Source organism: Kitasatospora sp. LaBMicrA B282 (assembly GCF_050325825.1).
In the GTDB taxonomy this organism is placed as follows: Bacteria; Actinomycetota; Actinomycetes; order Streptomycetales; family Streptomycetaceae; genus Kitasatospora.
Genome location: NZ_JBNQTI010000148.1, coordinates 1 through 24,201 on the forward strand (window position 1 = coordinate 1; position 24,201 = coordinate 24,201).

The window sequence follows — 24,201 nt, forward strand, 5'->3', positions numbered from 1 at the left end:
AGCGCCCGCACCGCCGGGCCCGGTGCCCGGCCCGGCGGTGGGCTCGGCCGCCCCGCCCGCCGCCGGGCCGACCAGCGGGCCGCGCAGCACCAGCGAGGAACGGGTGCAGACCAGCCGCCCCTCCTGCGGGTAGGCGTGCCAGGTGCGCCAGAGCACCCGTTCGGCGTTGCCGTGCGCCACCAGGGCGGTGAAGGCGCTCGGGTCGCCGGGGAAGACGCCGGCCAGGCCGCGCGGGTGCTCGTCCACCAGGGCCAGGATCTCCTGCGCCCGGGCGGCGAAGACGTGCGGCGGCAACGACTCGATCCGGGCCGCGAACTCGTACTCCCAGCCCGCGACTTGCTCGGCCACCCGGGCCGGCAGCGGGGTCCGCCGGCCCGGCAGGCAGGCCACCGTCTCCAGGCACTCGCCGGGCCCGGCCGTGATCACCACCTGGTGCGAGGCGCCCAGCAGGCGCAGCTGCAGGGTGCCCGCCGGCCCGGTTCTGCCCGTCGGCCCGCCCGCTCTGCCCGCTCTGCCCCGCCGCGCGCCGGCTCCCCGGCCGGCCCTGGCGTCCCCGCGACCGGTTCCGTCGGTCCCGTCGGCCGGGGCGAACGGCGTCAGGCCGGCCGGCCCCGGCAGCGGCAGGTCGCGCACCGCGAGCGCGGGCAGGGGTCCGCCGCCGAGACACCAGGCCAGGTCACCGGCTCGGGTGTCGGTATAGGAGGTCTGCAGTGTGGTGAGCATGGTGGGCTCCGAAATTCAGCTCCGTACGCGCCCGCCGTGCAGCCCCCGACTCGGCCGAAGTCGAGGAGGTTCGTGGCTGTGCGGTCCCGGACGCGGCCGACCGTGGAAGGAAGGATTCCGGCTGGAGATTCAGCAGCAGAGAAGCACGAATTCTCCGGGTCCGTCAGGGATTTACCCATTCTTGTTGCACATTCACCGTTCTGGGCGTAGTGCCTGGTCGGGTCTGACCGGGCCGGTGAACGAGATTGCTCGTCGCGCGCTGCCAGGACCGGTGTGTGCGCCGCGCGGGCCGGTCGCGAGCCGGGTGCACGCACGCGCACGCCCACCCCCGCACGCCGGGCGGCCGGAAAAAACGGGTTGGGCGGGCCCGGCGTCCGTGGTTGCATCGGGTGGCATGACAGAGCCAACTCGTCCTTGGGACGTGCCGCCACAGCCCTCGCTCACGGGGCTCGAAGAGAAGTGGGCGCGACGCTGGGACGAGGCGGGGGTATACCGCTTCGACCGCACCCGGCCACGGGCCGAGGTCTTCTCGATCGACACCCCGCCGCCCACCGCCAGCGGTGAGCTGCACATCGGCCACGTCTTCTCCTACACCCACACCGACATCGTCGCCCGCTACCAGCGGATGCGCGGCCGGGCCGTCTTCTACCCGATGGGCTGGGACGACAACGGCCTGCCCACCGAGCGCCGGGTGCAGAACCACTACGGCGTCCGGTGCGACCCGACGCTGCCGCACGACCCCGACTTCACCCCGCCGCAGCGCCCCGGCAAGCAGCAACTGCCGATCTCCCGGCGCAACTTCATCGAGCTGTGCGAGCGCCTGACCGGCCTCGACGAGCAGGCGTTCGAGCAGGTCTGGCGCAGCCTCGGCCTCTCCGTCGACTGGGCGCTGACCTACCGGACGATCGGCGACGGCGCGCGGGCCGCCGCCCAGCGGGCCTTCCTGCGCAACCTGGCCCGCGGCGAGGCCTACCTGGCCGAGGCGCCGACGCTGTGGGACACCACCTTCCGCACCGCCGTCGCCCAGGCCGAACTGGTCGACCGGGAGCGCCCGGGCGCCTTCCACCGGCTGCGCTTCACCCTGCTCGGGGACGACGGGCGGCCGGATCCCGCGCTCGCACCGGTCGAGGTCGACACCACCCGTCCCGAGCTGCTGCCCGCCTGCGTCGCCCTGGTCGCGCACCCCGAGGACCCGCGGTTCGCGGAGCTGATCGGCCGCACCGTGCGCAGCCCGCTCTTCGACGTCGAGGTCCCGGTGCTGGCGCACCGGCTGGCCGACCCGGCGAAGGGCACCGGGATCGCCATGGTCTGCACCTTCGGCGACACCACCGACGTGCTCTGGTGGCGCGAGCTGCGGCTGCCGACCCGGCCGGTGCTCGGCCGCGACGGCCGGCTCGCCGCCGAGCCGCCCGCCCATCTGACCACCGAGCGGGCCCTCGCGGCCTACTGGGAGCTGGCCGGCGCCACCGTCCGCACCGCCCGGGAGCGGATCGCCGGGCTGCTGCGGGAGAGCGGCGACCTGCTCGGCGAGGTCCGCGAGCTGCGGCACGCGGTGAAGTTCTTCGAGCGCGGCGAGCAGCCGCTGGAGATCGTCACCACCCGCCAGTGGTACCTGCGCAACGGCGGTCTGGACGACCGGCTGCGCGCCGAACTGCTGGACCGCGGGGCTGAGTTGTCCTGGCATCCGGCGCACATGAAGGCCCGGTACGACGCCTGGGTGAACGGCCTGAACGGTGACTGGCTGATCAGCCGGCAGCGGTTCTTCGGCGTCCCGTTCCCGGTCTGGTACCCGCTCGACGACCAGGGCCGCCCGCGCTACGACAGCCCGCTCACCCCGCCCGAGGCGGCGCTGCCGGTCGACCCGAGCAGCGAGGTCCCGGCCGGCTACCGGGCCGACCAGCGCGGCCGGCCGGGCGGGTTCGCCGCCGACCCGGACGTGATGGACACCTGGGCCACCTCCTCGCTCACCCCGCAGATCGCGGCCGGCTGGGAGAGCGACCCGGACCTGTTCGCCCGGGTCTTCCCGATGGACCTGCGCCCGCAGGCCCACGAGATCATCCGCACCTGGCTCTTCGCCGCGGTGCTCCGCGCCCACGGCGAGCAGGGCGTGCTGCCCTGGCGGCACGCCGCGATCTCCGGCTGGATCCTCGACCCGGACCGCAAGAAGATGTCCAAGTCGGTGGGCAACGTGGTCACCCCGGCCGCGCTGCTGGTCGAGCACGGCTCGGACGCGGTCCGCTACTGGGCGGCCGGCGGTCGTCCCGGCACCGACACCGCCTTCGACACCGGGCAGATGCGGATCGGGCGCCGGCTGGCCGTCAAGCTGCTCAACGCGGGCCGGTTCGTGCTGGGCCTCGGCGCACCGACGCCGGGGGCGCGGGTCACCGAGCCGCTGGACCGGGCGCTGCTGGTCGAACTCGCCGCGGTGGTCGAGGCGGCCACGGCCGCGTTGGAGGCCTTCGACCACACGGCGGCGCTGGAGGCGGCCGAGCGGTTCTTCTGGCGGTTCTGCGACGACTACCTGGAGCTGGTCAAGGACCGCGCCTACGGCGGGCGGTCCGCGGTCGCCGTCGACTCGGCCCGGGCCGCGCTGACCGAGGCGCTCTCGGTGCTGCTGCGGCTGTTCGCGCCGTACCTGCCGTTCGCCACCGAGGAGGTCTGGTCCTGGTGGCAGCCGGGTTCGGTGCACCGGGCCGACTGGCCGGACGCCGCCGGGCTGCGTGCCCGGGCGGGCGGCGGTGACCCGGCGGTGCTGGCCGCGGCCGCCCTGGTGATCGGGGCGGTCCGGAAGGCCAAGTCGCAGGCGAAGGTGTCGATGCGGGTCGAGCCGGCCCGGGTGCTGGTCAGCGGCCCCGCCGCGGCGCTGGCGCTGCTGGAGCTGGTCCGCGACGACGTCTGCGCGGCGGGCCGGATCGCGCGGCCGGCCATCGCCACCGCCACCACCGCAGTGGGCAGCGAGCTGACGGTCGCCGTCGAGCTCTAGGAGCCGCGAAATGCCGCAGGGGCACCGACCGCGATCCGGTCGGTGCCCCTCATCGTCCTTGCGCAGCCGGGTAGTTGGCCCGGCCTACCGGTTGAACCGGTTTACCACTGGGCCCACGGCACGTTCCAGCCGCCCAGGCCGTTGTCCGCCGCGACCTGCCCGCCGGTGGAGTGGTTCACGATCACCACGTCGCCGATGATCGAGTCGGCGTAGAACTGGCCCGCCACCGAGTTGTCGTCGCCGGCCTCGCTGTCCGGCAGGCCGATGCAGCCGTGGCTGATGTTGGCCTTGCCGGCCCACTCGTTGGCCTTGGGGTTGCCGTGCACGTAGGAGCCGGTGTCGGTGATCTTCAGCGCGTGCGGCTCGGTGGTCTTGTAGCCGGCGCCCTTGATGGTGGTGGTGGACGAGTCCATGACCTCTGTGCGGTCCTTCTCGAAGACCACCATGGTGCCGTTCCACGACGGGTTGTCGGGCGCGCCGGCCGTGATCGCGATGTCCTTCGGCGCCTTGCCGTCCTCGACCACGTTCATCATGTGGGTCGCGGCGTCCACCGTGCTGATCTTGGAGCGGCCGATGGTGAAGGACTCGTCCCGGTCGGAGTTGCCGTAGACGCCGGGGGAGATCTGCACGTTCGAGGTGCGGTAGTGGATCGTCACCTTGGTGCCGGGCTTCCAGTAGGTCTCCGGGCGCAGGTCCAGCCAGTTGTCGTCGTTCAGCCAGTGGCCCTTGACCTGGGTGCCGTCCGAGGCCTCCACCGTGATCGCCTGCTGCGCGGCCTGCTTGTCGACGACCTTCTGCTGGAAGTCGACCCGGATGATCATGCCGACGCCGTACGTCTCGCCGGTCTGGATGTTGTCGATGGTGCGCGCCGTCTTGGTCGGCTTCAGCGTGGTGAAGTCGCTGGTGGTGCTGGTGGCCACGCCGTTGGCGTCCACGGCCTGCGCGTTCACCTGGTAGGCCGCCCCCACGGCCAGTGCGCCGGACGGCGCCCAGGTGAGTCCGTCGGTGGCCACCGTGCCGGCCACCGGCTTGCCGTCCGGCCCGGTCACCGCGACCTGGGTGAGCTTGCCGCTGGTCACCGAGACCTTCAGGGCCCCGCTCGGCGCCACGTTCTGCGCGCCGTTCTTGGGCTCCACGTCCACCACCGCGGCCGAGGTCTTCGGTGCGGCCGAGGACGACGGCGAGCCACCCGCGGCGCTCGGCCCGCCCCCCTTGGCGTCGCTGCCGCCCGGGTGCGTGCCACCCCCCGAGGTGCAGGCCGTCGACAGCAGCAACACGCCACCCAGCAGCAGCGCCGTCGCGGTGGCCCGGCGACCCGTGGCACGTATGTGTATCGACTGCATGGTGCGTTCCCCCCAGTGGGCTCAGCTCGGTCCACGATCGTTCGGAGCCCGCGCCCCTTCGATCCCGCACCTTCTGACGCACCGATCACCCGTTGCGTTGCTCCGCTCCGGGCGACTGTCACCGAATCCGGACATTCGCCGGGAACGGAACGGCAACGCGCACCCCGGCCGGACCACGAGTCGGCCGGGGTGCGCGGTGCTTCGGGCCCGAACCAGCGGGCCGGGGCGGTCAGCTGGCCAGGGCCGCCCGGGCCTTGTCCAGCTCGGCCACGATGGTCGCGGTGGCCTCGGCGACCGGCACCTGCACGGTGGTGCCGGTGGCCCGGTCGACCAGCTCGACCACGCCCTCCTTCAGGCCGCGCGGGCCGACGGTGACCCGGTAGGGGATGCCGACCAGCTCGATGTCGGCGAACTTCACCCCGGGGCGCTCGTCGCGGTCGTCGAGCAGCACGTCGACCGAGGCGTCCCGCAGGCCGGTGTAGAGCCCGTCGACGACCTTGGTGGTCTCCTCGTCGGCCTTGCCGATCGGGACGATGACCACCTCGAAGGGCGCGACGGAGACCGGCCAGACGATCCCCTTCTCGTCGTGGTGGGTCTCCACCACCGCGGCGATCGCCCGCTCGACGCCGATCCCGTAGCTGCCCATGATCGGCTTCACCCGGTCGCCGTCCGGGCCCAGCACGGTGATGTCCAGCGACTCGGTGTACTTGTAGCCCAGCTTGAAGATGTGGCCGACCTCGACGGTGCGGACCACCTGCAGCGGCTGCCCGCAGGTCGCGCAGGGCTCGCCGGCGTGCACCTCGCGCAGGTCGGCCCAGCGGGTGACCGTGATGTCGCGCTCGAGGTCGACGCCGCGCAGGTGCACCCCGTCGCGGTTGGCGCCGGTGGTCATCGCCCGCCGGCCGCGCAGCGCCTCGTCCGCCAGCACCGGCAGCCCGGTCACGCCGACCGCACCGAGGCTGCCGGGCGCGGCGCCGAGCGCGGCCTGGATCTCCTCGGGCGTGGCCGGGCGGGCGGCCACCGCACCCGCGCTGTCCAGCAGCTTCTGCTCGATCAGGCTGTGGTCGCCGCGCATCAGGACCAGCGTCAGGGTGCCGTCCACCACGTAGACCAGGGTCTTGATCTGGCGCTCGGCCGGCACCTGGTGACGGGTGGCCAGCTCCTCGATGGTGCGGGCGTCCGGGGTGTCGAAGGGCTCGGGGGCCGCCAGGCCCTCCGGGTCCTCGACCGGCGCCAGCGCCGAGGTCGCCTTCTCGACGTTGCCGGCGTAGCCGCAGCCGGGGCAGTGCGCGACCAGGTCCTCGCCGGCCTCGGTGGGCGACATGAACTCCACCGAGGCGGAGCCGCCCATCGCACCGCTGGAGGCCTGCACCGGGATCGCCGGCACGCCGATCCGGGCGAAGATCCGGGTGTAGGCCTCGTAGTGCAGGTCGAAGGAGCGGTCCAGCCCGGCCTGGTCCAGGTCGAAGCTGTAGGAGTCCTTCATGGTGAACTCGCGCACCCGCAGCAGGCCCGACTTGGGGCGGGGCTCGTCGCGGAACTTGGTCTGGAACTGGTACCACATCTGCGGCAGCTGGCGGTACGAGGAGAGCTCCCCGGCGAGGGTGGTGAAGATCTCCTCGTGGGTCATGCCCAGGGCCAGGTCGGCGCCCTTGCGGTCCTTGAGGCGGAACATCTCGTCGCCCATCACCTCCCAGCGGCCCGAGCGCTGCCAGATCTCGGCCGGGTGCATGGCCGGCAGCAGCCACTCCTGCGAGCCGATCCGGCCCATCTCCTCGCGCACGATCCCGATGATCTTCCCGCGCACCCGGGCGGCCAGCGGGAGCAGCGAGTAGTGCCCGGCCATCAGCTGGCGGACGAAGCCGGCGCGCACCAGCAGGCGGTGGCTGGCGGCATCGGCGTCCGCGGGGTCCTCGCGGAGCGTGGGGGCGTACATCTGGGACCAGCGCATCTGCAGTGTCTTCCTTGTCAGTTCGGTAGCCGTGCGGTGTGGGTTCCGTCAGGGGAACGGTAGTGGATCCGCCGCACGGCCGGTCGGTCGCGCGACCCGGCCCCGGCCCGGCCCCGGCCCGGGCCTGGCCCTGGCCCGGTGCCGGTCGCGCCGCCCGGCTCAGTCGCGCAGCTCGGCCAGCGCCGACAGCACCGCCTCGCGCAGCAGCTTGACCTCGTTGCCGAAGGCGATCAGCTGGAACCCCTCCGCGGCGTACTGCCGGGCCAGCTCGAGGCTGTAGGCGAAGATGCCGGCCGCCTTGCCGTGCGCGGCCGCCGCCTTGAGCACCGCCGCCCGGGCCTCGTCCATGGCCGGTCCGGTGACCTCCCCGGGCTGCCCGAGGGCCAGCGCGAGGTCGCCCATGCCCAGGAAGAGCGCGTCCACGCCGGGCACCGCCGCGATCCGCTCGGCCTCCGCGACGCCCTGCGGCGACTCGATCTGCACGAGGCAGGAGGTCTGCGCGTTGGCCCGGGCCAGGTAGTCGGCCACGTCGGTGAAGTAGCCCGAGGCCCGCACCGGGTTGACGCCGCGGCTGCCCTCGGGGGCGAACCGGCAGGCGGATGCCGCGGCCGCCGCCTGCTCGGCGGTGTCCACCTTGGGCACCATGACCCCGGCGGCGCCCAGGTCGAGGGCGTGCTCGATGTGGTGCTGCTGCAGGTGCGGCACCCGGACCAGCGGCACCACCGGCGAGCCGGTCAGCGCCTGGAGCTGGTGGCGCAGGTCGGGCCCGGCCAGCGGGCCGGCCTCCAGGTCCAGCACGGCCCAGGAGAGCGGCAGGGTGCCGCACAGCTCGGCGAGCAGGCTGCTGCCGCTGAGCAGGAAGAGGCCGAACGCCGGCCCCGGCGCCGCCAGGGCCTCGGCGAGGGCCGGACGGTGCAGCAAGGGGTGCGCCGGGACGGACACCGGAACGGACATCGGGGAACTCCTTCGGGGGCGGGCGGTCAGCCGGTGGTGGGCAGGCGGGCGGGCCGGGCGAGGTCGTGCAGCTCGGACCAGAGCGCGCTCGGCACGGTGAGGTGGTCGGCGCGTTCGCCGGGGTGCGCGCCCCGTCCGGGGAGCCTGGGCGCCGGCCGCCCCGGGGCGGGGGCGGCGGCCCGCAGGTGCTCCTCCAGGCGCGACACCGCCTGTCCGACGTGCGCGGCCCGCCGGCCGAGGGCCTCGACCGGGAAGGCCAGGAAGAGCGCCCCGTTGCCGGGGGCCTGGGGCTCGGCGGCGTGCCCGGCCCCGGCCACGATGCCGGCCATCGTCTCGACGAAGGCGGCCAGCGCGTGGCCCTTGTGCTCGGCCACCCCGCCCAGCGGGCGCAGCGCGGCCCCGGGCGGGTCGGTGTACAGCAGCGCCGGATCGGTGACCGAGGCGCCGGTCGGGCCGACCAGCAGTCCGTGCGGCACCGTGCGGCCGGCCAGCAGGGCGGCCCGGACCACGCCCTCGGCGGCGGCGCTGGTGCTCAGGTCGATCACCAGCGGCGGGCCGGGCGGTGCGGGGCAGGCCAGCACCACCGGGTTGGTGGCCCAGCGCCCGGTGCTGCCGCCGGCCGGGGCGACCTTCTGCCCGGCGCCGCAGAAGTTGACGAACCCGACCAGCGCCAGGCCGCGCCCGGCGACCTCGCGGGCCAGCGGCGCCAGCCGGCCCAGGTGCCCGGCGGCGCGCAGGCCCACCAGCACCGGGCCGCCGGTCGCCGCCTTCGCCAGCTCCTCGACCAGGTGGCGGCGCACCAGCACCCCCGGGGCCCGCTCACCCTCCACCAGCACCGCCCCCTCGCCGGTGCGGTGCACGGTGGGCGTGGCCGTCGGGTCCAGTTGGCCGGCGGCCACCGCGGCCAGGTACTCCGGGACCCGCAGCAGGCCGTGCGAGGCCTGGCCGGCGAGCTCGGCGTCGACCAGCTCGGCGGCGGCCTCGGCGGCCAGGGCCGCGGGGAAGCCGGCGTTCGCCAGCGCGGCCGTGCAGACCTCGGCCGCCTCGGTGACGCCCACCCGGCGGACCGGGCCGGCGCTGGGCGCCGCGGCGGTGCCCGGCACCAGGTCGGCGCCCAGGTCGGCGGCCTCGGCGGCGGCGATCCGGTCCACCACCTGGTCCAGCGTCAGCTCGTTGGTGTCGACCAGGCGGATCCCCGCCACCCCGGGCAGCTCCCGGTCCAGGTGGCTCCAGGACATCCGCCCGTCGGCCTCCTGGACCTTGGTGTCGGCCAGGATCCGGGCGGCCAGCCGCTCGGGCCGGGCCTGCAGCCCGTAGCTGACCCAGTCCAGCCCGGGGTCGGCGATCAGGTCGGCGAACTGGTCGAGGGTGCGGCCGGGCAGCAGCACCCCGCTCAGCACCACGACCCGCGCGCCCCAGTCCAGGTAGGAGCGCAGGCAGGCGCGCAGGTTGCGGCCGATCAGCTCGGTCAGCTTCTCGTCGGCCCGCCACGGGTAGATGTCGGCGACCGCGTCGGTGTCGATCAGCGCGGCCGGGCAGCGGTAGCGGCGCACCAGGCGGCGGCCGACCTCGGTCTTGCCCGCGCCGGGCGCGCCGGTGACCACGACGATCCGCACCGGCGGCCGCCCGGCGGCGGGCAGGTCCCGCGCCACGGCCGTCACACCCGCGGGGAGACGTAGGCGAGCGTGGTGGTCGGCACCCCGGTGACCGCGCACGGCGCCGGGCTCGCGGACTCCCGGAAGCCGAGCACCTCGCCCAGCCCCCAGCCGGCGACCGTGACCACGGCCTCCTTGGTGGCCGCCAGCGGCGTCAGCGCCACCGCGCGCTGGGCCAGCACCTTGCGCACGGCGGCCTCGTCGTGGGCGGGGTGGCACTGGTCGGCGGCGAACCCGAAGGCGCGCCGGCGGTAGCCGTGGCCGACCTCCGCCACCGCGGGCACCAGCGGCTCGGCCAGGTCGGCCAGGTGCTCGGGCAGCAGCACGGCCTCCTCGCGGGTGTCCGCGCGGACCACCACGGCCCGGATCCGGTCCGCCGGGTCGCGGCGCGGCTGCAGGTAGACGCGCAGCGGCACGCCCTGGCGGCGCCAGCGGCGGTGCAGCCGCCCGGCCGCCCCGCGGGCCGGGGCGATCCGCAGCTCGCAGCGCAGGCCCGCCTCGGTGAGCCGGGCGACCAGCTGCTCGGCCTCGGCGCGGTCCCGGGCGTCCTCGGTGGTGAGGGTCAGGGCCACCTGGGTGGGTGCCAGGTCCGGGTGGACGAGCAGTTCGCCGTCCGCGTCCATGCCGAGCATCAGGTGGGTGAGCACCAGGCGCCGGGTGAGCGCGCCGGTGACGTGGTGGGTGTGGTGCCGCTCGGCACCGTCGCGGAAGCCCACGTCGTAGACCCGGGAGAAGCGCTGTCCCTGGTCGTAGAGGCAGCCGACCTGGAGGGTGCCGCCGTGCGGCAGCGGGACGTCGCCGCCGATGGTGGTCTCCGAGACGCCCTCGTTGTTGGTCCACGGCGGCCGGCGGGACCAGAGCACCGGCACGTGCATCCGCTCGGCCAGCGTGCGGGCCATCGCCACCGCGGTCCGCAGGCCCTGCTCGGCCTCGGCCCGGTCGGCGTAGCAGGCCTGGAACTCGAAGATGTCGGGGGCCTCGATCGCCCGGAACACGCTGCGCCCCGAGCGGGCGGGGCGGAAGTAGCGCGCCCGGCGGTAGGTCAGCAGCGGCAGGTCCTGGCGGGTGCGGACCAGCTTGGCCCAGTGGGTGTAGACCGCGCCCTCGCCGGTGGGGGTGAGCACCATCCGCTTGCGGCCGGCCGCCCAGTCCTCGTCGTCGCCGGCGTACACCAGCGCGCCGTCCAGCGGCATGATCCGCCGGGTCGGGGTGAGCACCGAGTCGGGGACCAGCATCGGGTAGTCGTACTGCTCGAAGCCGGCCTGCTCGTAGGTGCGCATGGCCAGTTCGTCGAACCGGCGGATCAGCCGCATCCCGTGGGGCAGCGTGACGGTGGCCCCGGGCAGCTCGATCGGGTCCTGGTCCAGGACGTCCGCCTCGCGCAGCCAGCGGGCGAACCGGCCCAGGTCGAAGGACGGGTCACCGAGCGCGGTGTCCGCCAACGCCCGGACCGTGCTGCCGTCGTGCGGCGGCTGCCAGGGCAGCGTGGCGGCGACCGGGGCGGGCGGGCCGGGCAGTGCGGCGGGGTCCAGGACGGGCAGGCCGAGGCGGTCAAGCTCCGACATGGGCGGGCTCCTGACCGGTGACGGTGCCGAGCTCGGAGACGCAGAGCCGGAACTTGCCGGTGGAGGACTCGGGCATCCGGCGCAGGCTCTCGAACTCCACCTTGAACGGGTAGCCGGTGTGGTGGTGGATCCGCTCGGTCAGCTCGGTCGCGGTGCCCTTGCGCAGGCCCTCGGGCGTGTAGACCTTGATCTGCAGGCGGTCCGGCTCGCTCTGCACCACCTGGAACCAGTGCACCTCGGGGAAGCGCATGAACAGGTAGGAGAAGAGGTAGGCGTCGATGTGGTTGCCGTCGGGGGTGAGGATGAGGTCCTGCAGCCGGCCGGCCACCGAGGACATGCACGGGTAGGGCAGCGTGGTGTCGGCGGTGCGGGCCAGCGGGGCGGCCAGGTCGCTGGTCTCGTAGCGGATCAGCGGCATCGAGTTGTTGTTGAGGGTGGTGATCACCATCCGGCCGCGCTGGCCGTCCTGGCACGGCTCGCCGTTCTCGTCGATGAACTCCACGAAGACGTTCTCCGCCTGGATGAGCATCGGTCCTCCGCCGGGTTGTTCGTGGGAGACGATGTTGGTCTCGCGCATGCCGTACTTGTCGTAGACGTCGCACCCCAGCACCCGGCCGATGGTCTCGCGCAGCGCCGGGGGCAGCGGCTCAGAGGTGCCCTGCACCGCGCGCAGGCCGGGGATCTGCAGGTTGCGGCGCTCGGCCTCCTTGGCGATCAGGTGCATCGCGTTGGAGTAGGTGCTGACCAGGTGCGGCTGGAAGCGCACCAGCTTGTCCAGCACCGAGCTCACCAGCTGCGGCGACAGCCGGAAGGTGTTGAACTCGCGCCGGTTGGAGATCAGGTTCTCGGTGCGGTCGATCAGCTGCTTGAACGACCAGTAGATCTCGGAGCCCCAGAGCAGCACGAACGGGTCGCCCAACTGCCAACCGCTGCACCACTCGTAGGTGCGCAGCTGGTGGGCGCGCATCCACAGTCGGAAGTCCAGGTCCTGCTGGAACTGGGCGCGCCGGCCGGTGGAGCCGGAGGAGTAGTTGACCTGGAGGCTGTCCCGGTCGGCCTCGCTGGACAGCAGGTCCTGCTGCTCGTTGAGCAGCACGTCGCGGCTGAGCAGCGGCAGCTTGCGCAGGTCGGCCGGGGACTCCAGGTCCCTGATGCCGCGCTCGTCCATCACCCGCCGGTAGTACGGCACCGTGCGGTAGGCGTGCTGCACCGTCGCCCGCAGCTTCTCGAACTGGAGCTCGGCGATCTCCTCCGGGGTGCGCTCCTGGTTCGCCCGCAGCCAGGCCAGGCGCTCCTTGACGGGGGCCCGGCCGCGCAGGCGCTGTTCTTGCCAGTACAGGGAGTTGGCGAGTCCTCGGTGCAGGTGCATGGCGGGCGACCTTTCGGTGACGGCGGCCGCTCAGTGGCGGTGCAGCCGCTGGTAGCGGGTGAGGGGGAACGGATCGGTACCGGTGGTCGGCAGGTCGGGGTGGTCGGCCAGCCAGCGGTCGCGCCGCCGGAGGAACTCCTCGGCCAGCCGACCGCCGAACCAGGCCGCGAGGATCGCGGAGTGGCTGAACGAACTGCCGCTCTCCTCGATGTCGTGGTTCTCGTCCCAGTCGTAGAAGACCACCTCGCGCCCGGCGGCCAGGGCGCCGGTGATCTCCTGCACCACCGGCTCCGGCACCAGGTGCTCCAGCAGGTACAGGTAGGCGGGCAGGTAGACCAGGTAGCGCGCGCTGACCAGGTCGAGCACCCGGTCGTCGTACCGGAACGCGGAGGCCCGGTAGTCGAAGCCGGCACCGCGCTGGTCGTCCGGCGGGCGCTTGACCGGCGGGCGCTCGAACAGCGTCGGGTCCGTGCACCCGTCGACCAGCTTCTGCGCCTGCCAGACGCTCTCCATCGAGCAGGAGCGGTGGTCGCTGCCGGGGACCGGGATGCGCCAGGCGGGGTCGAAGTGGAACGGGTTCATCGTCACGAACCGCCGCATGTCGGCCGGTGCGGCCGCGGCGGTGTCCACCCGCAACACGTCGGTGCCGGCCAACGCCAGGCCCTCGGGCCGGCTCACCGCCCGGCAGCGGGCGGGCGGCGGGCGGTGCCCGGCGGCGGTCACCGGGCCGGTGCGGGGGCGGCGGTCCAGGCGGCGACCACGGCTGCGGCGACCTCGACCGGGGTCTGGCCGGTGGCCGGCAGCAGCTCCAGCCAGCAGCCGGCGGGGCCGCTGTGCTCCTGGCCGGCCGCGCTGAACGGGCCGCTCCGCCCGCGCAGTTCGGCGAACCGGTCGAGCTGCGCGGGCTCCGGTGCGGCCAGTACGCAGCGCACCCGGCCGTCCCGGACGTAGACGTCGAGCCCGTCCTGACGGTCCACCAGCAGCCACTGCGGCCGGCGGTAGGGGTAGGCGTTGCGGCGCTCCCAGTCGACCAGGCGGATGCCCGCCTCGGCGGCGGCCCGGCGCAGCGGCGCGGGGATGTCGGCGAACGGCACCACCACGGCGGCGGTCCCCAGGCCCGCGTAGACGGCCAGTTCGTCGGCGCGCGGCAGGTCGGTCAGGTAGACCACCAGCGGTCCCTCGGGCAGCTCGGCCGGCATCGCGGCGGCGAGGTCCACCGCCAGCTGCCAGGCGCCGTCGTCCTTGGCCTGGGCGATCGGCCCGGTGGTGCTGCCGGTGCCGGGCACGGCCGCGATCGCGCGCGAGCGGTCCGGGTGGTAGAGCACCGAGTCCTGCAGCGGCTGCAGCCAGTCGGCGTGGGTCTCGAAGGACCAGGAGTAGTCCAGGTCCTCCTTCTCCAGCATCAGCGTGCTCATGTTGTGGATGTCGAGCGGGGCCTCGATCGCCGTGCGCTCGACGCTGACGCCGTTCGCGCGCAGGAAGTCCTCGCGGCGGCGGTTGTTGCTGAGCAGCCGCACCGAGTCGACGCCCAGGTGGCGCAGGATCGCCACCACCGGCTCGTAGGAGCGGGCGTCCACCGGGGCGTCCAGCCGGCGGTAGACCGCCTCGGTGTCGAGGTTCTCCTGCTGGCGCATGGCGTAGATGGCGAAGTGCGCGGCGATGCCCAGGCCGCGGGCGTCCTGGTCGATGCCATAGATCAGCAGGCCGCGCCCGTCCCGGGCGAAGGTGTGCATGGCCTCGTCGAGCTGGTAGCCGCAGTCGCACTGGGCCGAGCGCAGCACGTGGCCGAAGAGGCAGGCCGACTCGATCCGCAGCGGCACCGGCCGGCCGTCGTGCAGGTCGCCGGTGTAGACGGCCGCCCAGCGGTCGCCGCCGAAGTCGAAGTGCCACAGGACGAACGGGGTCTCGCCGTCCGCCCAGCGCAGCGGGAGGTGGGCGGGGCCGTCCGGGGTGGGGACCTCGGGGATCGGGGTCGCGGTGGTCGCGGTGGTCGCGGTCTCGGCGGTGGTCACAGCGCCACCGCCTGCTCCATCGCGTCGCCGCCCAGCACCTCGTCGTCGCGGACCAGGACCATCCGGGTGTGCGAGTCGATCGGGTGGTGCGGCACGCCGAAGGCCAGGAACTCCAGCGGGTTGTCGTCGATCGGGCCCTGCACGCCGTGCGGGTACTCGGCCGGGACGTAGATCGAGTCGCCGGTGCGCAGCACGTAGTCGCGGCCGTCGATGTGCAGCGCCCCGCGCCCGTTGAGCACGTAGAGCAGGTGGGCGCCCTCGTGGACGTGCAGCGGGAAGCCGGTGCCGGGGAGCATGGTGATCCGGTCGACGCCGATCGACAGGCCGTTGCCGATCACGGCTCCGGCGCCCGCCACGCCCGTGATGTCCTCCAGACGCACGCCCGCGTCGTCGTACATGGTGCGGCGGGCCCCTTCGAGGACGTTCCTGATGTGGTCGTCCGGACGGAAGGTCTGACTCATGGTGTGAACTCCTCGATGGTGCTCAGGGAGGGAAGCGGGGTCGAGCGGTGGTCGGCGGGCAGCGGGACGCGCTCCAGCAGGCCGGAGGCCTCGACGTAGCGGCAGCGGCGGTCGTACAGCCGCTCCAGCATCTGCAGGGAGCCGTCGTACCCGTCGGGGAGCGGGGAGTTGGCGATCGCGGCGAGCATCGGCAGGCCGGTGGCCGCGGTCAGCCGGGCCGCCAGCAGCGGGGCCTGCGGGGTGCCGCCGACCTGGTTGAGCACGTAGCCCAGCAGCAGCGCCGCGAGCTCGGGCGCCAGCAGGCGGGTGAGCCCGCTGAGCGCGGCCAGGTGGCCGGAGCGGCGCGGGTTGGTCACCAGCACCACCGGGAGGCCGGCGTGCGCGGGCAGCACCTGGTTGGCCAGGTCGTCGCCCGGGTCCAGCTCGCCGGCTCCGGCGGCCCCCTCGACCAGCAGCCAGGCGCCGCCGGCCCTGGTGAGCTCGTAGCCCTCCAGCACCGCGTCCTCGCACTGCCGGCGCAGCGGGCCGGGCAGCGCGGACGGGTCCAGGCAGTCCTCGCCCGCGACCGGCGCGGTGCCGACCAGCCGACCCTTGACGTACAGGTCGCCTTCGAGGGCGCCGACCCGGGGCAGGTCGACCACCACCGGGTTGTGCCGCCAGCGGACCTCGAGGCCCGCCGCCGAGCAGTTGTGCAGCACCCCGCGCTGCCACGGCGGCACCGCGGTGTAGGCCGGGTCGTCCGGGGTGACCACGGCCACCGCCTTGAACGGCTCGCAGGGCACCCCCCGCCGGCGCAGGCTGCGCAGCAGGCCGATGGAGACCCCGGTCTTGCCGGTGCCGGCAGCCGCTCCCAGGACCGTGATCCCGTGCGGAGCCCAGAGGTCCGAGCTCGCGTCGTCCGGGTCCATGCCCGCCACCGTCCTTTCACCGGCCGCCGGAAGGCGTGTACCGGAACGTATCCCGGTCCACACACTGGCGGATACTGACTCGCGAGTCAAGATGACTAGTCAATATCCTCCTCCCGGGCCTGGTCGGGCTGGTCGGGGTGATACTTGACTGCTACAGTCACAATCCAATTGTCCGTGGATTCGGGGGTGCCCCGGAGACAGGAGGGCCGTGGTGACGGGCCTGGATTACCGCAGGACCGCCCTGCTGCTGGTCACCCCCGACGCCATCCGGCGCCGGCTGGGTGGGGAGATCGTGGGCCGGGTGCGGTCGGCGGGCTTCCGGATCACCGGCCACCGGCTGTGGCCGACCGCCCCGGCCGACCTGGACGCCTTCCACCGGCGCAACGAGCCGGTGGCCCGGGACCCCGCGCTCTACCGGCTGGTGGCGGAGCTCTTCGCCCTCGGCCCGCTGCTCGCACTGGCCGTGCAGAGCGGCCCGGACCTGCCGCCCGAGGACGTGCACCGACTCCTGGCCCGGCTCAAGGGCCGGGGCGATCCCGCCTACGCGGCCGCCGGGTCGATCCGCAAGGACCTGGGCTCGATCAACACCATCCTCAACATCGTGCACTCCTCGGACGACGCGGCGGACAGCGCGCGCGAGGGGGCGCTCTTCCTCGAGGACGGCCCCGGCCCGCTGGAGAGCGGCGCGGCCGCGCTGGAGCGCGCGCTGCACATCGCCCAGCAGGCCCAGCCGCACGAGCCGCGGATCTACGAGGACGTGCTCGGCAGCGTCCGGTCCCGGATCCTGACCGCACTGTGGCCGCAGCTGTCGCCCGCCCGGCGCGAACGGGCCGGCGACTGGTGCGCGCGCGCCGGCCTGCGGGGCCTGGGCCGGCCCGCCGGCGGGGACCTGCTGGCCGGCCTGCTGCCGGCCGGGCACGGTCTGGACGGCTTCCTCGCCGCGCCCGCCGCGGGCGAGCCGCCGCGCCCGCTGGAGCCGGCCGCCCTCGCCGAGCTGGGCGTCGTCCTCGACCCGTGGGAGCACCTGGTGCTGGCCACCTCCCGGTACTACCCGCCGCTGCCGGCGGCACCGGACCCCACCGCGCCCGCCGGGGCCGCCTCGACCGAGCCCGCCCGGCCGCTCGAACCCGCGCAGATCTGACCCGCACGACCACCCGAAAGGCAGGTGCCACCATGACCGCGCCCGTCCGCACCGACGCGCCCGTCCTGACCGACGAGCAGTGCGCGCAGTACCGCGAGCAGGGCTTCCTCGGCCCGATCACCCTGATGTCCGTCGAGGAGATGGCGGCGCTGCGCCCGGCCCTGGAGGAGGTGCTGGCCACCCCCGGCCGGGCCCCCGCCCCGCCGGTCGAGCAGGTCCAGGGCCGGCTGGCCAACCTGGTGGCCGGCCGCGGCGGCGCCAGCCCGGTGCCCTTCATCGAGAGCCGGCACCTGGACTCGGCGCTGGTCCAGCGCCTGTGCAGCCACCCGGTCCTGCTGGCCGCGGCCCGGCAGCTGTACGGCGAGGACCTGCTGCTCTGGCGCTCCACCTTCATCGCCAAGGCCGACGGCGGCCCGGAGTTCCAGTGGCACCAGGACTGGGGCGGGGTCTACGCGCCCGGCGAGGAGTACGGCCTGGAGCCGCCGCTGCACTTCTCCTTCTGGATCGCGATCAGCGACGTGACCGAGGAGAGCGGCTGCGTCCGCTTCATCCCCGGCACCCGGGCCGTGCTGCCCGCCCAGCCGGTGGGCCCGGGCAAGCGGGCCACCCTGCTGATCCCCAGGGAGCAGGTGGACGAGGAGCGGGCGGTGTCGATGCCGCTGCGCCCGGGCCAGTGCGTGGTCTTCACCGACCGTGCGCTGCACGCCTCCGGCCTGAACACCTCCGGCGCCGACCGGCTGGGCCTGGCCGTGCGACTGACCCTGCCGGCGGTCAAGGTCCGCCCGCACTTCCCCGGCCACGCCTGCGTGGTGGTCAGCGGTGCGGACCGGGCCGGCCTGAACACCCTCGCCGAGCCGGCCAAGTGACGGACCGCCGGTCGCCGGACCCCGGGTGCGCCACGCCGCTGACGCCGGAGCGCTGCGCTCCGCTGACGCCCGAACAGGCGCTGCACCTGCTCGACGCGCTGACCTGGGCGCCCGCGGCCGGCCCGGACCGCTGGGAGCGGGCCGCCGACCACGTCGCCGCCCGGGTCGGCGACCTCCTGCGGCCCGCGCCGGCCCACTGCCGGGCCGCCGCCGAGCGGATGCTGCCCGCCCTCGACCGGACCTCGCTGTACCGGGCCAAGTACGACCTGATGCTGCTGCTGCACCCGGACGACTGGTTCACCTTCATGAACATGGGCCACCAGCCGGCCGCCGCCGGTGCGGTGGCGCAGCCCGCCGCGCCCGGGCCGCAGCCCGGCGGGGCGGACCAGGGCCGGTACGCCGCCCGGCTCTACGACCTGGTGGTGGGCGGTGCGGAGGCACCGGCTGACGGTGCTGCGGCTGACGGTGCTGCGGCCGGTGGTGCGCTGGCCGGCGCGGTGGTGCTCGACGTGGGCAGCGGCCGCGGCGGCGGCACCGAGCGGCTGACCCGGGTGCACGGCGCCCGCTCCGCGACCGGCCTGGACCTCTCGCCGGCCAGTGTGGCCTTCTGCCGCCGGGTCCACCGGGGGCTTGGGCTCGGCTTCGAGCAGGGCCGGGCCGAGGACCTGCCGTTCGCCGCGGGCTCGTTCGACGCCGTGGTCAGCGTGGAGTCGGCGCACTGCTTCGCCGACCCCGACGCCTTCTTCGCCGAGGCCCGGCGGGTGCTGCGCCCGGGCGGGCGGCTGCTCTTCGCGGACGAGTGGCCGGCCGACCAGGTGGACCGGCTGGCCGCCCGGGTGACTGCCGCCGGCCTGCACCTGGTGGTGCAGGAGGACATCACCGACGGGGTGCTGCGCGCCCTGGACCTGCTGCCCGCGCAGGTGGCGCGGCTGCTGGCCGCGCTGCCGGCGGACGCCGGCCGGCAGGCCTACACCCGCTTCTTCGGCGACCGGGTGGGACGCGACTCCGCGGGCCTTTACCGCTCCGGACGCTTCCGCTACCTTCGGCTCGCCGCCGTGCGCGGGAAGTGACCCAGTCCCGTCAAACCCGGCTTGACTCGGCCCCTCGACTGTTAGTCTTCAGCCACAGTCAAGAAGGGGCCGGTCGTGTCGAACCTGGAAGAGTTGGGAGCTCGGATCCGCGAGCTGCGGCGGGCGGCGAAGATGTCGCAGGCCGACCTGGCGGGCGACGGCCTGTCGCCGAGCTACATCTCCCTGCTCGAGGCCGGCAAGCGCACGCCCACCGAGCGGGTCGTCGAACAGATCGCCCACCGCCTGGGCTGTGACCCCAAGTTGCTGCTGAGCCTGCTGGAGCAGGTCCGCACCGAGGACACCGAGGTGGAGCTGCGCTACGCCGAGATCGTGCTGCGCAACGGCGACGCCCCCCAGGCCCTCACGGCCTACACCGAGCTGCAGGCCCGGGCCGCCCAGGCCGGGCACGACCAGGTCGCGGCCCAGGCCGAGCTCGGGATCGCCCAGGCGCTGGAGCTCTCCGGCCGGCTGGAGGAGGCGGTCACCCGCTACGAGCGGCTGCGCACCGACCCGAGGCTGTCGCAGGCCGACACCACCCGGCTGCCGATCGTGGTGGCGCTCTGCCGCTGCTACCGCGAACTCGGCGACCTCTCGCACGCCATCGAGCTGGCCGAGGCCACCCTGGCGGACGTGCAGCGGCTGGGGATCGTCCCGACCGTGCTGGGCATGGAGCTGCTCTCCACCCTGATCGGCCTGCACTCCGAGCGCGGCGACCTGCACCGCGCCGGCTACCTGGCCACCGTCGGCATCGAGCAGGCCCAGGCGGTGCGCGATCCGAAGGCGCTGGGCGCCATCTACTGGAACGCCAGCCTGGTGGCCTACCGGCGCGGCGACTCGGAGAGTGCGCTGGCCCTGGTCCAGCGCGCCCTGGCGATCTACGCCGAGGGGGAGAACGAGCGGGCGCTGGCCCGGCTGCGCAACGGCTACGCCGCGGTCCTGCTGCAGAGCGACACCCCGGACGTGGCGCAGGCCAAGGAACTGCTGCGGCAGAGCGCCGAGACGCTGGAGGTGCACGGCAGCAGCGTCGACCGGGCCTACTGCGCCACCGCGATGGCGCGCGCCGAGCTGCTGGCGGAGAACGCCGGGGCGGCCGTCGAGCACGCCCGCCGGGCGCTGGAGCTGCTCGGCCCGGGGCACCGCCTGGAGACCGCCCGCACGCTGCTGGTGCTGGCGGCCGGTCTGCTGGAACTGGGCGACGCGGCCGGGGCCCGGGACGCCTACGAGCGCGGGGCCCTCACCCTCGAGGCCTCCGGCGCGGACCGGCAGGCCGCCTTCGCCTGGGCCGAACTCGCCGAGATCATGGAACGCTCGGGCGAGAACGACCGGGCGGTCTGGGCCTACCAGCAGGGCATGCGCTGCCTGGGGCAGCGCGGCCACCTGCTGCCGCGCCGGGTGGAGCCGGCCGCCCCCTCGGCCTGACCCCACCCGACGCGCGGCGGTGACAGCCGGGCACCCGGCCGCCGACCGCGAGGACTCAGCAGCAGGCCGGGAAGTCGGCGGTCTGCTTCTGGTCCGCGGTGGCGTGGACCGCGGGGCCGTGGGTCCGACCCTGGGCGAGGGCCGGGCCCGTCGCCACCCCGGTGGCAACGGCGAACATGGTGAGAACGGACAGCATGACCGTGGAAAGCCGACGCATGGGAACTCCTGCAAGGGGGGTGAGCGGGCTTTCTCGGCCCGCCGCGTTTCACTGACGCGAGTGAAACCCTAGGTCGCCGCGATCTATGGTCGGTATACGTGACTCGACGCCTGGTAAACGGGACATATACGGTCGCGGGATCCCCCGTCGCCGGGCCGAATTCCGCGGTGGATTCCCCGGCAGCGGTGCGGTCGGCGCCGGCACCCGGACGCAGCACGGCGGAGGTGGCGCGGGCCACCTCCGCCGTGCTGCTTCGCTCCGTCCGGTCGTCCGGTCGTCCGGTCGCCCGCCGGTCGGGCAGTCGGGCGGCCGGGCCCGGGCTCACTCCCGGCGGCCGCCGGGCTTGGGCAGTGCCGCGCCGGGCGCGTCCTCGCCCGCGGGACGCTCCGGGGCGGCCACCGCGGCGCCGATCCGCTCGACCAGCCCGCGCCGGGAGAGCTGGGTGAGCACCGGCTCCGCCAGCGAGGCCCGCACCCGGTGGGCGAGCGCCTCGGTCCTGGCCTCCCGTTCGGCCAGCGCCGGCAGCAGCTCCGCGGGCAGCAGCCCTTCGGCGGTGAGCCGCTCCAGGTGCTGCTGCCTCGCCTTCGCGGGGACCAACAGCCCCAGCCGCGCCGCCTCCTGCTCGACCAGCACGTCGCACAGCGCGGCCCGCAGCACCTCGGGCTGCTGCTGGGCCAGGTGGTCGTAGAGCCTGGCCGGTGCCACCGCGGTGCGCTCGCGCAGCGCGGCCTCGGCGCGCTGCTGGCGCACCACGGTCAGCAGCTTCTCCCAGTAGTAGGTGGGCTCCAGCTCGAAGTCCACCACCGGTGGCCGCAGCCCCTGGCGCAGCTGCTCGCGCACCTCCCGGAGCACCGCGAGCGCGTCCGCCCGCTTGGCGTCCGGCCGCTCGGTCCTGACGTGCTCCCGCAGGGCGGCCAACTCCTCGGCCGGCACGCCAAGTTGCTTGCCGCTCGCGTGCACCTGGCCCCAGGACCGCTCCGGGTAGAAGGTGCCCTTGGCGGCGGCCACCAGCAGGTCGTGGGTGGCCGCGGTGATCGCCCCGGCCGCCAGCGCCGAGGCCAGGCCGGCGCGCAGGTTGGCCATCGCCTCGGAGAGCGGCTGGTAGCCCTCCTCGGCCGGGGCGTGGACGATGGTCACCTCGTCGTCGTCCTGGTACTCGCCCGAGGCGAACCGTTCGAAGATCCCGCCGACCCCGTCCATGCCGAACTCGTGCAGCTCCGCGGCCCGCAGCGCACCCATGCTGGAGGCCCCGAAGACCCGGGTGCCGCGGCTGAGCGCGAACAGGATTTCCTTGTGCCACACCGTGGGGACCTGCTCGAAGAGCCCGTCGATGATCACGATGCAGGCGGGCGGCTCGCGGTCGAGCACCAGCTCGGTGACGTCCCCGCAGCTGACCGGCGGGTGGTAGGTGGCGTCGAGCTCGGCGCGGGCGAGCTCCACCGGCAGGCTCGGGCCCAGGAAGACGTGCACACCGCTCATCGGGCGGCCTCCTTGTTGCGCAGCAGACGCTGCCGGGCCCGCTTGCCCGGCGTGTAACCGATGAACAGGGAGTAGAACTCCAGGTCCGGGACGACCACCTTGGCGGTCGGGATGCCGATCTCGGGCTTGGTGAGGTCGACCGCCACCACGTTCTCGATGCCGGCCGTCCGCAACCGGGCGAGGATCGTCTCCAGGTCCTGGTTGAGCGTCGGGTGGTCGATGGTGTGGGCGGTGTCGAAGGCCTTGGTGCCCGGGCGGGCGAAGAAGACGTCCCGGGTGCGGGTCAGGGTGGCCGCGTTGTTCTGGGCGTCGTACATGGTGCGGAAGTTCTCGTCCCGGCTGGCGGCGATCACCGTGATCCGGCTCTGCGCGGCCTCGGTGAGCGCGCGGGAGAGCGCGACCTGGGGCGAGGTGTGGGTGCCGTAGCCCCAGCAGGCGCCGAACGAGCGCCAGGCCACCCGGTCGGCGGCCTCCACCACGCAGCACTGGAAGGTGGGGACGCCGGTGTCGCAGGTGACGTCCCAGACCGCGACCTGCATGCCGCCGGCCTCCAGGGCGTCCAGCAGGCCCCGGCAGACCGGGTCGGTGACCGTGGCCAGGTCGAGCTTGCCGGTCTCGATGTCGGCCGGGCTGGTGATGCCCTGCCACCACATGGTCAGGGCGTCGCGCTCGACCAGCTCGCAGATCCCGTGGATGACGGCCTCGACCAGGTTGTTGCCGGAGGCCAGGCCGTTGGAGCTGACCCGGAAGGTGGTGGCGGCGTAGTCGATGCCCACCTTGTTCAGCCGGACGTTCTCGTACGGCAGCCAGAGCGGCCGCTGCTCCAGCAGGTCGAAGCCCTCGGTCCAGAGCATCGGCAGGTCGGTGCGGAGCACTGCGCGCGCCGGGGTCTCCCGGGAGCCCTCGCCGACCGTGTCCAGGCCGCCGCGCAGCGGCAGCCGGGTGACGTCCAGGACGGGCAGCCGGCGGCTCAGTTCGCGGTGCGACTCGTGGCGCAACGCGCCCTCGAAGTACTCCGCGTGCCAGTACTCGATCGACTCCATCAGGGCCGACACCTTGGCCGCGTCGTGGTCCACCCCCTTGCCCTGGGAGACCGACAGCGAACGGGAGTTGGGGCGGATCGCGTTGTAGACCGGGATGCCCAGCCAGTCCAGGCCGGTCATGTTGGCCAGCCGGGTGATGCCCATCCGCCGCATCCGCGAGCCGTAGTCGGCCAGGGTCTCGGCGGGCGCCCGGGACCGGTGGGTGCCGTCGCGATGGTCCTTGTCCCAGCGGACGGTGAGCGCTTCCATGCGAGGTGACCGCCTTTCAGAGATGCTGCCCGGTGCTCCGGGGTTCTTCACGGGTTGACGAGCGGGAGTTGGTGGATGCCCAGGTCGCCGTCGGCGACCACCGCGACGGCGAAGCGGCGCAGGCCCGGCGCGCGGTCGGCGGGCAGCGGCACGGTCAGCCGGGTGGTGCCGGGGGCGAGCGGGCGCACCGGTGCCTTGGCCTCGGGGCGGCCGCCGATCGGCTGGCGCGCGGCGGCGTACCAGCCGCCGGTGCGCAGTGGTTCGGGGAAGGTGAGGGTCAGCGCGTCGGCCGTGACGGACAGGCGCGGCGGCCGCGCGGTCGGCGGCAGGGTGTGCGCGGTGCCGCAGCGCTCGCAGACCAGCAGCGCCAGCGTGCCGCCGGGCACCTCGCGGGAGACCACCCGCAGCCGCAGCAGCCGGTAGCCGCACAGGTGGCGCAGGCCGGTGGGCTCCTCGGGGCTGTAGCCGGTGGTGCCGCTGAGGTAGTCGTGCGCGTCGGGTCCGCGCAGCGCGAGCGTGTCGGCGAGGAACTCGGCGAACTGGCGGTCGAGTTCGAGGTCACCGGCGGTGGGCGTGCCGGGGAGCACGGCGGCTTCGGCGCGCTGCGCGAGGCGGGTCGCCAGCTCGCGGCGGGCCGGCGGGTGGTCGCCGCCGTCGACGGCGCGGGTGACCAGCCGGGCGTAGAGCCGGCGGCGGGCGGCGTGCGGGTCGACCGGTGCCGCGGGGGTGGTGCCGGGGCTCGCGTTCGGCGCGGTCGCGGGGCGGGCGGGTGCCACCGGGGCGGCCTCGGCCG

The 24,201-nt window shown here is 74.4% G+C and carries 20 protein-coding genes; 5 read left to right on the forward strand and 15 right to left on the reverse strand.

Annotation, left to right across the window (positions count from 1 at the left end):
• On the reverse strand, positions 1 to 723 hold a 723-nt coding region (locus tag ACQRUO_RS30390; RefSeq protein WP_428319324.1), incomplete at its 3' end, for a DUF2617 family protein.
• A 394-nt stretch (positions 724 to 1,117) separates the two neighbouring features.
• Here ACQRUO_RS30390 and valS point away from each other — a divergent pair.
• Positions 1,118 to 3,706, forward strand: a complete 2,589-nt coding sequence (gene valS / locus ACQRUO_RS30395; RefSeq protein WP_428319325.1) for a valine--tRNA ligase — start codon at positions 1,118 to 1,120, stop codon at positions 3,704 to 3,706.
• 101 nt (positions 3,707 to 3,807) lie between these two features.
• Here the strand turns inward: valS and ACQRUO_RS30400 are convergent, their stop codons facing one another.
• The 10 genes from ACQRUO_RS30400 to ACQRUO_RS30445 all read right to left on the reverse strand — a co-directional run bounded on the left by ACQRUO_RS30400 (position 3,808) and on the right by ACQRUO_RS30445 (position 15,924).
• Entirely contained in the window at positions 3,808 to 5,049 is a 1,242-nt protein-coding gene (locus ACQRUO_RS30400) for an Ig-like domain-containing protein (protein ID WP_428319326.1), read from the reverse strand.
• Positions 5,050 to 5,278: 229 nt separating this feature from the next.
• Entirely contained in the window at positions 5,279 to 7,000 is a 1,722-nt protein-coding gene (locus ACQRUO_RS30405; protein ID WP_428319327.1) for a proline--tRNA ligase, read from the reverse strand.
• 159 nt (positions 7,001 to 7,159) lie between these two features.
• Positions 7,160 to 7,954: an HpcH/HpaI aldolase family protein gene (locus ACQRUO_RS30410; protein WP_428319328.1), complete on the reverse strand. Its 795-nt coding sequence runs from the start codon at positions 7,952 to 7,954 to the stop codon at positions 7,160 to 7,162.
• A 26-nt stretch (positions 7,955 to 7,980) separates the two neighbouring features.
• Positions 7,981 to 9,606, reverse strand: a complete 1,626-nt coding sequence (locus tag ACQRUO_RS30415; RefSeq protein WP_428319329.1) for an Ldh family oxidoreductase — start codon at positions 9,604 to 9,606, stop codon at positions 7,981 to 7,983.
• 5 nt (positions 9,607 to 9,611) lie between these two features.
• A complete protein-coding gene (locus tag ACQRUO_RS30420) occupies positions 9,612 to 11,174 on the reverse strand; it encodes a hypothetical protein (RefSeq protein ID WP_428319330.1) in 1,563 nt (520 codons plus the stop codon).
• Positions 11,161 to 12,543, reverse strand: a complete 1,383-nt coding sequence (locus ACQRUO_RS30425; RefSeq protein WP_428319331.1) for a phenylacetate--CoA ligase family protein — start codon at positions 12,541 to 12,543, stop codon at positions 11,161 to 11,163. Before ACQRUO_RS30425 ends, ACQRUO_RS30420 begins: the two co-directional genes overlap by 14 nt.
• A gap of 30 nt (positions 12,544 to 12,573) precedes the next feature.
• Positions 12,574 to 13,266, reverse strand: coding sequence for a DUF6939 family protein (locus tag ACQRUO_RS30430; protein WP_428319332.1), 693 nt, complete (start codon positions 13,264 to 13,266; stop codon positions 12,574 to 12,576).
• Positions 13,263 to 14,555 carry a hypothetical protein gene (locus tag ACQRUO_RS30435; protein WP_428319333.1) on the reverse strand — a complete coding sequence of 431 codons (1,293 nt, stop codon included), beginning with the start codon at positions 14,553 to 14,555 and terminating at the stop codon, positions 13,263 to 13,265. Before ACQRUO_RS30435 ends, ACQRUO_RS30430 begins: the two co-directional genes overlap by 4 nt.
• Positions 14,552 to 15,016 (reverse strand): cupin domain-containing protein, encoded by a 465-nt coding sequence (locus tag ACQRUO_RS30440; RefSeq protein WP_428319334.1) that lies wholly within the window; start codon positions 15,014 to 15,016, stop codon positions 14,552 to 14,554. The genes ACQRUO_RS30435 and ACQRUO_RS30440 overlap by 4 nt, the downstream gene beginning before the upstream one ends.
• A complete protein-coding gene (locus ACQRUO_RS30445; protein ID WP_428319335.1) occupies positions 15,013 to 15,924 on the reverse strand; it encodes a hypothetical protein in 912 nt (303 codons plus the stop codon). The genes ACQRUO_RS30440 and ACQRUO_RS30445 overlap by 4 nt, the downstream gene beginning before the upstream one ends.
• 211 nt (positions 15,925 to 16,135) lie before the next feature.
• Here ACQRUO_RS30445 and ACQRUO_RS30450 point away from each other — a divergent pair, with 211 nt between their 5' ends.
• The 4 genes from ACQRUO_RS30450 to ACQRUO_RS30465 all read left to right on the forward strand — a co-directional run bounded on the left by ACQRUO_RS30450 (position 16,136) and on the right by ACQRUO_RS30465 (position 20,420).
• Complete coding sequence (locus ACQRUO_RS30450; RefSeq protein ID WP_428319336.1) at positions 16,136 to 17,065, forward strand: nucleoside-diphosphate kinase; 930 nt, start codon at positions 16,136 to 16,138, stop codon at positions 17,063 to 17,065.
• Between the two features lie 32 nt (positions 17,066 to 17,097).
• Positions 17,098 to 17,931: a phytanoyl-CoA dioxygenase family protein gene (locus tag ACQRUO_RS30455; RefSeq protein WP_428319337.1), complete on the forward strand. Its 834-nt coding sequence runs from the start codon at positions 17,098 to 17,100 to the stop codon at positions 17,929 to 17,931.
• Complete coding sequence (locus tag ACQRUO_RS30460) at positions 17,928 to 19,001, forward strand: class I SAM-dependent methyltransferase (RefSeq protein ID WP_428319338.1); 1,074 nt, start codon at positions 17,928 to 17,930, stop codon at positions 18,999 to 19,001. The genes ACQRUO_RS30455 and ACQRUO_RS30460 overlap by 4 nt, the downstream gene beginning before the upstream one ends.
• Positions 19,002 to 19,076: 75 nt before the next feature.
• Complete coding sequence (locus ACQRUO_RS30465; RefSeq protein ID WP_428319339.1) at positions 19,077 to 20,420, forward strand: helix-turn-helix domain-containing protein; 1,344 nt, start codon at positions 19,077 to 19,079, stop codon at positions 20,418 to 20,420.
• Positions 20,421 to 20,475: 55 nt separating this feature from the next.
• Here ACQRUO_RS30465 and ACQRUO_RS30470 read toward each other — a convergent pair whose 3' ends face one another.
• The 4 genes from ACQRUO_RS30470 to ACQRUO_RS30485 form a co-directional block, all read right to left on the reverse strand.
• Positions 20,476 to 20,637 carry a hypothetical protein gene (locus ACQRUO_RS30470; RefSeq protein WP_428319340.1) on the reverse strand — a complete coding sequence of 54 codons (162 nt, stop codon included), beginning with the start codon at positions 20,635 to 20,637 and terminating at the stop codon, positions 20,476 to 20,478.
• Between the two features lie 321 nt (positions 20,638 to 20,958).
• The gene (locus ACQRUO_RS30475; RefSeq protein ID WP_428319341.1) at positions 20,959 to 22,116 is read right to left on the reverse strand and encodes a TfuA-like protein; all 1,158 of its coding nucleotides are present in this window, start codon (positions 22,114 to 22,116) and stop codon (positions 20,959 to 20,961) included.
• Positions 22,113 to 23,408 (reverse strand): YcaO-like family protein, encoded by a 1,296-nt coding sequence (locus ACQRUO_RS30480; RefSeq protein ID WP_428319342.1) that lies wholly within the window; start codon positions 23,406 to 23,408, stop codon positions 22,113 to 22,115. Before ACQRUO_RS30480 ends, ACQRUO_RS30475 begins: the two co-directional genes overlap by 4 nt.
• A 47-nt stretch (positions 23,409 to 23,455) precedes the next feature.
• On the reverse strand, positions 23,456 to 24,201 hold a 746-nt coding region (locus ACQRUO_RS30485; protein WP_428319343.1), incomplete at its 5' end, for a hypothetical protein.

What these genes read in the sequence shown, in the direction of transcription:
- ACQRUO_RS30445 (WP_428319335.1), bottom strand. Translation starts at nt 15,924, where the DNA reads ATGGACCCGGACGACGCGAGCTCGGACCTCTGGGCTCCGCACGGGATC.
- ACQRUO_RS30455 (WP_428319337.1), top strand. Translation starts at nt 17,098, where the DNA reads ATGACCGCGCCCGTCCGCACCGACGCGCCCGTCCTGACCGACGAGCAG.
- ACQRUO_RS30475 (WP_428319341.1), bottom strand. Translation starts at nt 22,116, where the DNA reads ATGAGCGGTGTGCACGTCTTCCTGGGCCCGAGCCTGCCGGTGGAGCTC.
- ACQRUO_RS30410 (WP_428319328.1), bottom strand. Translation starts at nt 7,954, where the DNA reads ATGTCCGTTCCGGTGTCCGTCCCGGCGCACCCCTTGCTGCACCGTCCG.
- ACQRUO_RS30440 (WP_428319334.1), bottom strand. Translation starts at nt 15,016, where the DNA reads ATGAGTCAGACCTTCCGTCCGGACGACCACATCAGGAACGTCCTCGAA.
- ACQRUO_RS30425 (WP_428319331.1), bottom strand. Translation starts at nt 12,543, where the DNA reads ATGCACCTGCACCGAGGACTCGCCAACTCCCTGTACTGGCAAGAACAG.
- ACQRUO_RS30480 (WP_428319342.1), bottom strand. Translation starts at nt 23,408, where the DNA reads ATGGAAGCGCTCACCGTCCGCTGGGACAAGGACCATCGCGACGGCACC.
- ACQRUO_RS30470 (WP_428319340.1), bottom strand. Translation starts at nt 20,637, where the DNA reads ATGCGTCGGCTTTCCACGGTCATGCTGTCCGTTCTCACCATGTTCGCC.
- ACQRUO_RS30405 (WP_428319327.1), bottom strand. Translation starts at nt 7,000, where the DNA reads ATGCGCTGGTCCCAGATGTACGCCCCCACGCTCCGCGAGGACCCCGCG.
- valS (WP_428319325.1), top strand. Translation starts at nt 1,118, where the DNA reads ATGACAGAGCCAACTCGTCCTTGGGACGTGCCGCCACAGCCCTCGCTC.
- ACQRUO_RS30420 (WP_428319330.1), bottom strand. Translation starts at nt 11,174, where the DNA reads ATGTCGGAGCTTGACCGCCTCGGCCTGCCCGTCCTGGACCCCGCCGCA.
- ACQRUO_RS30400 (WP_428319326.1), bottom strand. Translation starts at nt 5,049, where the DNA reads ATGCAGTCGATACACATACGTGCCACGGGTCGCCGGGCCACCGCGACG.